Origin of the sequence: Aeromicrobium sp. Leaf272, assembly GCF_001422865.1 — a bacterium.
In the GTDB taxonomy this organism is placed as follows: domain Bacteria; phylum Actinomycetota; class Actinomycetes; order Propionibacteriales; family Nocardioidaceae; genus Aeromicrobium.
On the sequence record NZ_LMMY01000013.1, the window covers coordinates 73,682 to 83,092 of the forward strand.

At 72.1% G+C, this 9,411-nt stretch carries 10 protein-coding genes and 2 pseudogenes; 9 read left to right on the forward strand and 3 right to left on the reverse strand.

Annotated features, from left to right (window positions below; genetic code table 11):
- Positions 1 to 271: pseudogene (locus ASF38_RS19360) on the forward strand (methylmalonyl-CoA mutase); the annotation flags it as partial.
- 86 nt (positions 272 to 357) lie between these two features.
- A pseudogene (gene scpA / locus ASF38_RS09665) lies at positions 358 to 2,451 on the forward strand (methylmalonyl-CoA mutase); the annotation flags it as partial.
- 43 nt (positions 2,452 to 2,494) lie between these two features.
- On the opposite strand, the gene ASF38_RS09670 reads toward scpA, so the two are convergent.
- Positions 2,495 to 2,815: a hypothetical protein gene (locus ASF38_RS09670; protein ID WP_200914497.1), complete on the reverse strand. Its 321-nt coding sequence runs from the start codon at positions 2,813 to 2,815 to the stop codon at positions 2,495 to 2,497.
- Between the two features lie 105 nt (positions 2,816 to 2,920).
- Between ASF38_RS09670 and meaB the strand changes: the two genes are divergently transcribed.
- The 6 genes from meaB (at position 2,921) to ASF38_RS09700 (ending at position 7,830) form a co-directional block, all read left to right on the forward strand.
- Entirely contained in the window at positions 2,921 to 3,892 is a 972-nt protein-coding gene (gene meaB / locus ASF38_RS09675) for a methylmalonyl Co-A mutase-associated GTPase MeaB (protein ID WP_055964527.1), read from the forward strand.
- Positions 3,893 to 3,926: 34 nt separating this feature from the next.
- Complete coding sequence (locus ASF38_RS09680) at positions 3,927 to 4,595, forward strand: hypothetical protein (RefSeq protein ID WP_156366887.1); 669 nt, start codon at positions 3,927 to 3,929, stop codon at positions 4,593 to 4,595.
- Between the two features lie 40 nt (positions 4,596 to 4,635).
- Complete coding sequence (locus ASF38_RS09685) at positions 4,636 to 5,229, forward strand: MazG family protein (protein WP_056575549.1); 594 nt, start codon at positions 4,636 to 4,638, stop codon at positions 5,227 to 5,229.
- A 206-nt stretch (positions 5,230 to 5,435) separates the two neighbouring features.
- Positions 5,436 to 6,713 (forward strand): phosphopyruvate hydratase, encoded by a 1,278-nt coding sequence (gene eno, locus ASF38_RS09690; RefSeq protein ID WP_056553378.1) that lies wholly within the window; start codon positions 5,436 to 5,438, stop codon positions 6,711 to 6,713.
- Between the two features lie 183 nt (positions 6,714 to 6,896).
- On the forward strand, positions 6,897 to 7,331 hold the full coding sequence (locus tag ASF38_RS09695) for a septum formation initiator family protein (protein WP_156366888.1): 435 nt from the start codon (positions 6,897 to 6,899) through the stop codon (positions 7,329 to 7,331).
- A complete protein-coding gene (locus ASF38_RS09700; protein WP_056575552.1) occupies positions 7,324 to 7,830 on the forward strand; it encodes a DUF501 domain-containing protein in 507 nt (168 codons plus the stop codon). Before ASF38_RS09695 ends, ASF38_RS09700 begins: the two co-directional genes overlap by 8 nt.
- On the opposite strand, the gene ASF38_RS09705 is transcribed toward ASF38_RS09700, so the two are convergent.
- Positions 7,782 to 8,261 carry a MarR family winged helix-turn-helix transcriptional regulator gene (locus ASF38_RS09705; protein WP_055964545.1) on the reverse strand — a complete coding sequence of 160 codons (480 nt, stop codon included), beginning with the start codon at positions 8,259 to 8,261 and terminating at the stop codon, positions 7,782 to 7,784. The genes ASF38_RS09700 and ASF38_RS09705 overlap by 49 nt on opposite strands.
- A 65-nt stretch (positions 8,262 to 8,326) precedes the next feature.
- On the opposite strand from ASF38_RS09705, the gene ASF38_RS09710 reads away from it, so the two are divergent.
- On the forward strand, positions 8,327 to 8,695 hold the full coding sequence (locus ASF38_RS09710; RefSeq protein ID WP_056575554.1) for a VOC family protein: 369 nt from the start codon (positions 8,327 to 8,329) through the stop codon (positions 8,693 to 8,695).
- A 3-nt stretch (positions 8,696 to 8,698) separates the two neighbouring features.
- Here the strand turns inward: ASF38_RS09710 and ASF38_RS18065 are convergent, their stop codons facing one another.
- Positions 8,699 to 9,367, reverse strand: a complete 669-nt coding sequence (locus ASF38_RS18065; RefSeq protein ID WP_056580201.1) for a response regulator — start codon at positions 9,365 to 9,367, stop codon at positions 8,699 to 8,701.
- Positions 9,368 to 9,411: the final 44 nt, after the last annotated feature.

The following is a 9,411-nucleotide window of genomic DNA, read 5'->3' on the forward strand; positions in this document are numbered from 1 at the left end:
CGTCACGGCCGGCGCCACCGACGGGGTGGACGCCGTCGTGGAGGCGTACCGCCAGGCCGACGCACCCGCCGTCGTGTGCCTGACCGGACCCGACCCGCTCTACGGCGAGTGGGGTGGCGAGCTGGTCGCCGCCCTGCGCGAGGCCGGTGCCCGCCACGTGGTCGTGGCCGGCAAGCCCGACGCCGTCTCCGCCGACGTCGACGACTCCTGCGCGGCCGGGCTCGACGCCCTGGCCTTCCTGCGCCGCACCCGAGAGGAGCTGGCCTCGTGACGATCCCCGCCTCGTTCGCCGGACAGCCGCTGGACCCCGAGCAGCCACCCGCCCCCGACGCAGGCGCGTACGCCTCTGCCGTCGAGGGCGCCGAGCCGTGGGACGCACCCGAGGGCATCGCGGTCAAGAACCTCTACACCGCCGACGACCTCGCCGACGTCGACGCCCTCGACACCTACCCGGGCCTGGCGCCCTTCCTGCGCGGGCCGTACCCGGCCATGTACTCGACGCAGCCCTGGACCATCCGCCAGTACGCCGGGTTCTCGACGGCGCAGGAGTCCAACGCCTTCTACCGCCGCAACCTCGCGGCCGGCCAGAAGGGACTGTCGGTCGCGTTCGACCTCGCCACCCACCGCGGGTACGACTCCGACCACCCGCGGGTGAAGGGCGACGTCGGCATGGCCGGTGTGGCCATCGACTCCATCTACGACGCGCGTGAGCTGTTCGACGGCATCCCGCTCGACGAGATGAGCGTGTCGATGACCATGAACGGCGCGGTGCTGCCGGTCCTCGCGCTCTACATCGTCGCTGCCGAGGAGCAGGGGGTGAAGCCGGAGCAGCTCTCGGGGACCATCCAGAACGACATCCTCAAGGAGTTCATGGTCCGCAACACCTACATCTACCCGCCGGCGCCGTCGATGCGGATCATCTCCGACATCTTCGCGTACACGGCGCAGCGGATGCCGCGGTTCAACTCCATCTCGATCTCCGGGTACCACATCCAGGAGGCCGGGGCCACGAACGACCTCGAGCTGGCGTACACGCTGGCCGACGGCGTGGAGTACATCCGTGCCGGTCTCGACGTCGGCCTCGACATCGACGCCTTCGCGCCGCGGCTCAGCTTCTTCTGGGCGATCGGCATGAACTTCTACATGGAGATCGCGAAGATGCGCGCGGCCCGTGCCCTGTGGGCGCGGCTCGTGAGCGACTTCGACCCGAAGAACCCCAAGAGCCTGAGCCTGCGCACCCACAGCCAGACGTCGGGCTGGAGCCTCACCGCCCAGGACGTGTTCAACAACGTGCAGCGCACCTGCATCGAGGCCATGGCGGCCACGCAGGGCCACACCCAGAGCCTGCACACCAACGCGCTCGACGAGGCCATCGCGCTGCCCACCGACTTCAGTGCACGCATCGCCCGCAACACCCAGCTGCTGCTGCAGCAGGAGTCCGGCACCACCGGGATCATCGACCCGTGGGGCGGCTCCTACTACGTGGAGAAGCTGACCCACGACCTGGCCAACCGTGCCTGGGCGCACATCCAGGAGGTCGAGAAGGCCGGCGGCATGTCGAAGGCCATCGAGGCCGGCATCCCGAAGATGCGCATCGAGGAGGCCGCGGCGCGCACGCAGGCCCGCATCGACTCCGGCCAGCAGGCCGTCATCGGCGTGAACACCTACCGGCTCGCCGACGAGGACCCGCTCGACGTGCTCAAGGTCGACAACGCGTCGGTCTACTCCCAGCAGGTGGCCAAGCTGGAGCGGCTGCGTGCCGAGCGCGACCCCGCCGAGGTCGAGCGCACGCTCGCGGCACTCACCGCCAGCGCCGAGCGCGGGTCGTCCAGCGACGGCTCGCTCGACGGCAACCTGCTGGCCCTCGCGGTCGACGCCGCCCGCGCCAAGGCCACCGTCGGCGAGATCTCCGACGCGCTCGAGAAGGTCTACGGCCGGCACCAGGCCGTCATCCGTACGATCTCCGGTGTGTACAGGACCGAGGCGGGCCAGGGCGGCAACATCGGCAAGGTCGTCGACGCCACCGCCGCCTTCGAGAAGGCGGAGGGCCGACGCCCCCGGATCCTCGTGGCCAAGATGGGCCAGGACGGTCACGACCGCGGCCAGAAGGTCATCGTCACGGCGTTCGCCGACATGGGCTTCGACGTCGACGTGGGACCGCTGTTCTCCACGCCCGAGGAGGTCGCGCAGCAGGCGGTCGACGCCGACGTGCACATCGTCGGCGTGTCGAGCCTCGCGGCCGGCCACCTCGCGCTGCTGCCCGAGCTCAAGAAGGCGCTGGCCGACCTGGGTGGTGAGGACATCATGATCGTCATGGGCGGCGTCATCCCGCCCGACGACGTCCCGACGCTCAAGGAGATGGGGGCGGCCGAGGTGTTCCTGCCCGGCACCGTCATCGCCGACTCCGCGCTCAGCCTGCTCGACCGGCTGCGCACCGGCGACGGGTCCTGATGCCGGTGCGTGCGCCGAGCTCGTCGAGGTGCCGCGTGGCGGGTCAGGCGGCGTCGTCGCCGAACACGCGACGCGACAACGCCTGGACGTCGCGGTCGAGGTACTTGATCTCGGTGCGGACCGAGGCGAACTCGGCCTGCATCTCGGTCCGCAGGGACCCGATCTCGCCCCGCACGGATCGGAGCTCGGTGCCCATCTCGCTGCGCAGCGACCCGATCTCGGTGCGCATCTCGGTGCGCAGGGACCCGATCTCGGTGCGCAGGATCCGGACGAACATGGTCGACATGAGCGTGAGCATGCCGAACAGGGCCGTTCCGAAGACGCCGATCAGCGTCCACACCTGCGGCTCGTTCACCTCGATCACCCCTTCAGTGTCGTGCGTCCGAGCCGATCTTTCCAGGGGTCCGCGACACGGTCGATCCCGTCCGCACGAAACCTGTGGACGGCTTGACAGCGGGCGGCGGCGCGCATGACCGACGTCGAGAAGCTCGCCGCGGACGTCCTCGACGGACGTCGCGCGGGGGTCTCGCGGGCCATCACGCTCGTCGAGTCCAGCCGCGCGGACCACCGGGCGGCGTCGCGGGAGCTGCTCGCCGCCCTCACCCCGAACGCCGGGGGAGCGGTGCGGGTCGGCATCTCCGGCGTGCCCGGCGTCGGCAAGAGCACGTTCATCGAGGCCCTCGGCACCCACCTCGTCGAGCAGGGCAAGCGCGTGGGCGTGCTGGCGGTCGACCCGTCGAGCGTGCGCACCGGCGGCTCGGTGCTGGGCGACAAGACGCGCATGGCCCAGCTGGCGGTCAGCCCCCAGGCCTACATCCGGCCCTCGCCGAGCGCCGGCACCCTCGGCGGCGTCGCGCGGGCCACGTCGCAGGCCATGACCGTCCTCGAGGCCGCCGGCTACGACGTCGTGCTCGTCGAGACCGTGGGCGTCGGCCAGTCCGAGATCACGGTGGCCGGCATGGTCGACACCTTCCTGTTCCTCACCATCGCGCGCACCGGTGACCAGCTGCAGGGCATCAAGAAGGGGATCCTGGAGATCGCCGACGTGATCGCCGTCAACAAGGCCGACGGCGAGCGCGCCCAGGAGGCCGAGGTGACCGCCAAGGACCTCGCCGGGGCGCTGCGTCTCGTCTACGCCGGCACGCATGGCTGGGTGCCGCCCGTCGTCACGTGCTCGGCGCTGGAGCACCGCGGCATCGACACGGTGTGGAACCGGCTCGTGCGGCACCGCGAGTTCCTGGGCCAGAAGGGGCTGCGCGAGAAGCGCGCCCAGCAGCAGCTGGAGTTCACCTGGGCGCTCGTGCGCGACGAGCTGGACCAGCGCCTGCGCACCGACGAGGACGTCGCCCGGGTGCGCGACGAGGTGCGCGAGGCCGTGCTGTCGGGCGAGCTCGCCGCGGCCAGCGCCGCCGACCTCATCCTCGAGGCGTACGACCGCTGACCCGTGGTCGTCGGCGCTCGCTAAGGTGGCCGCCATGAGGTTGCGTCCGGTGATCCCCGTCACGTCCAAGGTCGTGCCCGCCGTCCTGGCCGGGTTCCTGGCCGCCGGGTGCGGCGGCTCGATCAGTCCCGGTGCGGCGGCGGTCGTCGACGGCACCACCATCTCGATGGACCAGGCCGACCGCGCGGCCGTGGTCTTCTGCCAGGTCTCGCTGTTCTCCAGCGCCCAGGCCGGCGGGAGCACGGTCGACAACGCCGACGTCCGGCGCCAGGCGGTGGCCGAGCTGGTCAGCGGCGTGGTGGCCGACGAGCTCGCCGAGCGCGAGGACATCTCGATCTCGCCCAGTGACTACGAGTTCACCCGCGCCCAGCGCGACCAGGTGGCGCAGGCCCTGCCCGACGTCGACCTCGACGAGGCCGTCCGCGTGCTTGAGGCCGGCCAGCGCACCTACGCGATCGCCGAGCAGCTGGGCGTCGCCGAGACCGGCGAGCAGGTGACCGAGCAGAACGCCGACGACGTCCAGCAGGCCGGCCGGGCCGTGCTCGCCGACGCCGTGAAGGCCGCCGACGTGAGCATCGACCCGCGCTTCGGCCTCGGCGACGACGGCCAGCAGGTCGCGGCCACCGGCTCGCTCTCGGTCTCCTCCGACGTCCTCAACGAGGACGCCCCGCTCGTCGCGCCGGCCACGCAGCGCTGTTCGTGAGGGGGCTGCTCGTGAGGGGCCTGGTCGTGAGGGTGGGCTCGTGAGTCGGCACGAGGGTGAGCGGCCGGGCGAGCGCCTGCTCGACCTGGTCGACGTGATGGCCCGTCTGCGCGCCGAGTGCGCCTGGACGCGGGGCCAGACGCACGACTCCCTCGGCCGCTACCTGCTGGAGGAGACGTACGAGACCCTCGAGGCCCTCGACGCGGGTGACTCCGACCTGCTGCGCGAGGAGCTCGGCGACCTGCTGATGCAGGTGGTGTTCCACGCCGCCGTCGCCGCCGACACGGGGGAGGGGTGGGACGTCGACGACGTGGCCGCGGGCATCACCGACAAGCTCGTGCGCCGCAACCCGCACGTCTTCGCCGACGGTGACGCCCGCACCCCCGAGGAGATCGACGCCGCCTGGCAGGCGGTCAAGGCGCAGGAGAAGCCGCGTGAGTCGCCGCTGGAGGGCATCGCCCGCGACCTGCCCGCCCTGGCCACGGCCCGCAAGGCGCTCGACCGCGTGCCCGACCTCGACATCTCCGGCGACGACGTCGGCTCGCGCCTGCTGCAGCTGGTCGCCGAGGCCCGCGCCCAGGGCGTCGACGCCGAGGAGGCCCTCCGTCGGGCCGTCCGCTCCCGCCTCGGCTGAGGACGCACGATCCTGCGTTCGTGCGAGGTCGGCCGATCGATGCTGCGTTCGCCACCGGATCCCGTCACGAACGCAGCATCGTTCGACGTTCCGCTCGCGAAGGCAGAATCCTGCGTGGCCCCGCGCCTGGCGCGAGACGTGTTCGGGCCGCACTAGGCTGGGGGCAGACCGCAGCACCACCTGAACCCCTCACCAGCAGGAGCAGCATGGCCAGCATCGAAGCCGTCGGAGCGCGCGAGATCCTCGACTCGCGCGGCAACCCCACCGTCGAGGTCGAGGTCGCCCTCGACGACGGGACGATCGGTCGTGCGGCCGTGCCGTCCGGTGCGTCCACCGGCCAGTTCGAGGCCGTGGAGCTGCGCGACGGTGGCGACCGCTACCTCGGCAAGGGCGTCCGCAAGGCCGTCGAGGCCGTGAACACCACGATCGCCGCCGAGATCGTGGGCTTCGACGCCGACGACCAGCGGGCGGTCGACGCCGCGATGATCGCGCTCGACGGCACCCCGAACAAGGCCGAGCTGGGCGCCAACGCCATCCTCGGCGTCTCGCTCGCCCTCGCGAAGGCTGCCGCCGACTCGGCCGGCCTGCCGCTGTTCCGCTACGTCGGCGGACCCAACGCCCACGTGCTGCCCGTGCCGATGATGAACATCCTCAACGGCGGCGCCCACGCCGACTCCAACGTCGACGTGCAGGAGTTCATGATCGCGCCCATCGGCGCGCCCACCTTCGCCGAGGCGCTGCGCCAGGGCACCGAGGTCTACCACGCGCTCAAGTCCGTCCTCAAGAAGGACGGCCTGTCCACCGGCCTCGGCGACGAGGGTGGCTTCGCGCCCAGCCTGTCGTCCAACCGTGCCGCGCTCGACCTCATCGCCACGGCCGTCGACACGACCGGCCTGAAGCTCGGCACCGACATCGCCCTCGCGCTCGACGTCGCCAGCTCGGAGTTCTTCGAGAAGGGCTCCTACACGTTCGAGGGCGCGAAGAAGAGCTCGGCCGAGATGGCCGACTACTACGCCGAGCTCGTGGGCGCGTACCCGATCGTCTCGATCGAGGACCCGCTCGACGAGGAGGACTGGGACGGCTGGATCGCGCTCACCGAGAGCATCGGCCACCAGGTGCAGATCGTCGGCGACGACCTGTTCGTCACCAACGTCGAGCGGCTCACCCGCGGCCTCGAGCAGGGCGCCGCCAACGCGATGCTGGTCAAGGTCAACCAGATCGGCTCGCTCACCGAGACCCTCGACGCCGTCGAGCTGGCCCACCGCCACGGCTTCAGCAACATGATGAGCCACCGCTCGGGCGAGACCGAGGACGTCACGATCGCCGACCTCGCCGTCGCCACGAACTGCGGCCAGATCAAGACCGGTGCCCCGGCCCGCTCCGACCGCGTGGCCAAGTACAACCAGCTGCTGCGCATCGAGGAGACCCTCGGCTCGGCGGCCGTGTACGCCGGCGCCTCGGCCTTCCCGCGGCTCGCGCTCTGACCCGTGGCCGGCTCCCGCGGTCCTGGACGACCGAAACCGAAGGGCGGCCCGGCGCGGCGACCCTCGGGTCGCTCGTCCGGTGCTGCGGGGTCCGCGCGCCCGAGCTCGGGTCGAGGGGCCGGCCGCCCGACCACCAGGCCCGGCGCGGCCCGTCCGCGCAGCGGTGCGGCTGTGGCCCGCGGCATGGGTCAGCGCTTCACCACCCGGGCCGTGCTGCTGCTCGCGGTGCTGCTGCTCCTGCTCGCCTCGTACACGTCGGCGCTGCACGCCTGGTGGCAGCAGCGCGGAGAGATCCAGCAGCTCAAGGCCGAGATCGCCACGCGTGAGGCGTCCATCGAGGACCTCGGCGACACCGAGGACCGCTGGAACGACTCCGCCTACGTGCGCCAGCAGGCGCGCGAGCGCTTCGGCTGGGTCATGCCCGGCGAGGTCGGCTACCGCGTCATCGGGTCCGACGGCACGGTGCAGGGCGACGTCCCCACGCTCGACGACCCGCCCGACCCCACCCAGAAGCAGTGGTACGACACGTTGTGGGGCAGCGTCGAGGCGTCGGGACGCACCCCGTCGGCCAGGACGCCCGTGCCCGACCCCGACGAGGTGCTGAAGAACGATGACTGAGCCGGACCCGACCGACCTGGCGGCGGTGGCCGAGCAGCTGGGCCGTCCGGCCCGCGGCGTGCTCGAGATCGCCTCGCGCTGCCCGTCGGGCCACCCCAACGTGGTGCGCACCGAGCCGCGGCTGCCCGACGGCACGCCGTTCCCCACGCTCTACTACGTCACGTGCCCGCGCCTGGCCGGCGCCATCGGCACGCTCGAGGCGTCCGGACTGATGGCCGAGATGAGCGAGCGCCTGGTCCACGACGCAGACCTCGCCGCCCAGTACGCGAGGGCGCACGAGCAGTACCTGGCCGAGCGCGAGGCCATCGCGCACGTGCCCGAGGTCGACGGCATCACCGCCGGTGGCATGCCCACCCGCGTCAAGTGCCTGCACGTGCTCGTCGGGCACTCCCTGGCCAAGGGGCGCGGGGTCAACCCCCTGGGCGACGAGGCCGTCGACCTGCTCGGCGACTACTGGGGCAGCTCCTCCTGCGCGCCCGCGCCCGACGCCACCGACTGATCGAGGGCCGACGCGAAGGCGTCCAGGTCGGCGAGCAGCTGGTCGATCCTGCCGGCGTCGACGGCCGAGACCATCTGCGCCTCCACCGCCGCGACGGCACTGCTGGCCGACCGCAGCAGGTCCGCCCCCGCCGGCGTGAGCTGCAGGGGGAGTGCTCGGCCTGACGGCGGCGCCGGCGACCGCTCGAGCAGGCCTCGCTCCTCCAGGCCCTGGAGCAGCGTGTGCGCGGACTGCCGGGTGACGAACGTGTGGCGCGCCAGGGCCGCTGCCGACAGGCCCGGTCGCTGAGACAGCTGCTCCAGGCACGCGTACTGCGACACCGAGAGGTCGAGAGGGCGCAGGACGTCGTCCATGACGGAGCGCAGGGTCGCGACGGTGCGCTTCAGCGCGAGGCCGACGGATCGCGTGACGTCGATGCCGGGTTGCGTCATGTCAGCATTCTGACATACAGTTGAGTGTCAGGAACCTGACATACAACGAGAGAATGGATGCGCCCATGGCCACCGTCACCGGACCCGACTTCGTCGCCTTGCAGGTCACCGACCTGGAGGCGTCCGCCGCCTTCTACGAGGAGCGGCTCGGCCTCACGCGTGCCCCGGTCGCGCCGCCCGGCGCCGTCGTCTTCGCGACCAGCCCGGTCGCCTTCGCCGTCCGCGAGCCGCTGCCCGGGCTCGACGTCGCCGCCGTCTCGCCCCGCCCTGGCGCCGGGGTGGCGCTGTGGCTCGCGAGCGACGACGCCCAGGCGGTCCACGACGACCTGGTCGTCCACGGTGTCGAGATCCTCCAGCAGCCCGTCGACGGACCCTTCGGACGCACCTTCACCTTCGCCGATCCCGACGGCTACGCGGTGACCGTGCACGGATGAGCGCTAGACGCGCGGTCGGTACTCCACCTCAGGGCGCCCCGCCCGCCCCAGCCGGGTGACCCGCTCCACCTCGCCGGTCTCGGCGAGGTGCTCCAGGTACCGCCGGGCCGTGACCCGCGACGACCCCAGGTGCTCGGCCAGCTCGCCCGCCGAGGCGGCGCCGTGCTCGGCGAGCACCGCCTTCACCTGCTGCAGCGTCTCGACGCCCAGCCCCTTCGGCAGCCCCGAGCGGGTGACCGGGCGGAGCGACTCCAGCATCCGGTCGACCGCACCCTGGTCGAGGTCGTCGGCGCCCTGGAGCCCTTCGTGGAAGGTCCGGTACGCGGTCAGCCGCTCGCGCAGCGCCCCGAACGCGAACGGCTTGATCAGGTAGCCGACCACGCCCTGGGCCACCGCGTCGCGCACGATCTCCACGTCGCGCGCCGACGTGACCGCGATGACGTCGACCCGGCTCCCGGCCGCTCGGAGCCGACGCAGCAGCTCGAGGCCGTGCCCGTCGGGCAGATGCATGTCGAGCAGGACCAGGTCGATCGCCTCCTCGCGCAGCACCCGCGCGGCCTCCTGCGCCGACATCGCGACCGCTGCGACCTCGAAGCCGGGCACCTCCCGCACGTACTGGGCGTGCGCCTGCGCCGCTACCTTCTCGTCCTCGACCACCAGCGTCCGGATCACGCGTCGTCCCCGATCTCCACCTCGACGAGCGCTCCGCCCAGCGC

Excerpts from the sequence above, each read along its gene's own strand:
- meaB (WP_055964527.1), top strand. The coding sequence starts at position 2,921 with ATGACCGACGTCGAGAAGCTCGCCGCGGACGTCCTCGACGGACGTCGC.
- ASF38_RS09680 (WP_156366887.1), top strand. The coding sequence starts at position 3,927 with ATGAGGTTGCGTCCGGTGATCCCCGTCACGTCCAAGGTCGTGCCCGCC.
- eno (WP_056553378.1), top strand. The coding sequence starts at position 5,436 with ATGGCCAGCATCGAAGCCGTCGGAGCGCGCGAGATCCTCGACTCGCGC.
- ASF38_RS09695 (WP_156366888.1), top strand. The coding sequence starts at position 6,897 with ATGGGTCAGCGCTTCACCACCCGGGCCGTGCTGCTGCTCGCGGTGCTG.
- ASF38_RS09700 (WP_056575552.1), top strand. The coding sequence starts at position 7,324 with ATGACTGAGCCGGACCCGACCGACCTGGCGGCGGTGGCCGAGCAGCTG.
- ASF38_RS09705 (WP_055964545.1), bottom strand. The coding sequence starts at position 8,261 with ATGACGCAACCCGGCATCGACGTCACGCGATCCGTCGGCCTCGCGCTG.
- ASF38_RS09710 (WP_056575554.1), top strand. The coding sequence starts at position 8,327 with ATGGCCACCGTCACCGGACCCGACTTCGTCGCCTTGCAGGTCACCGAC.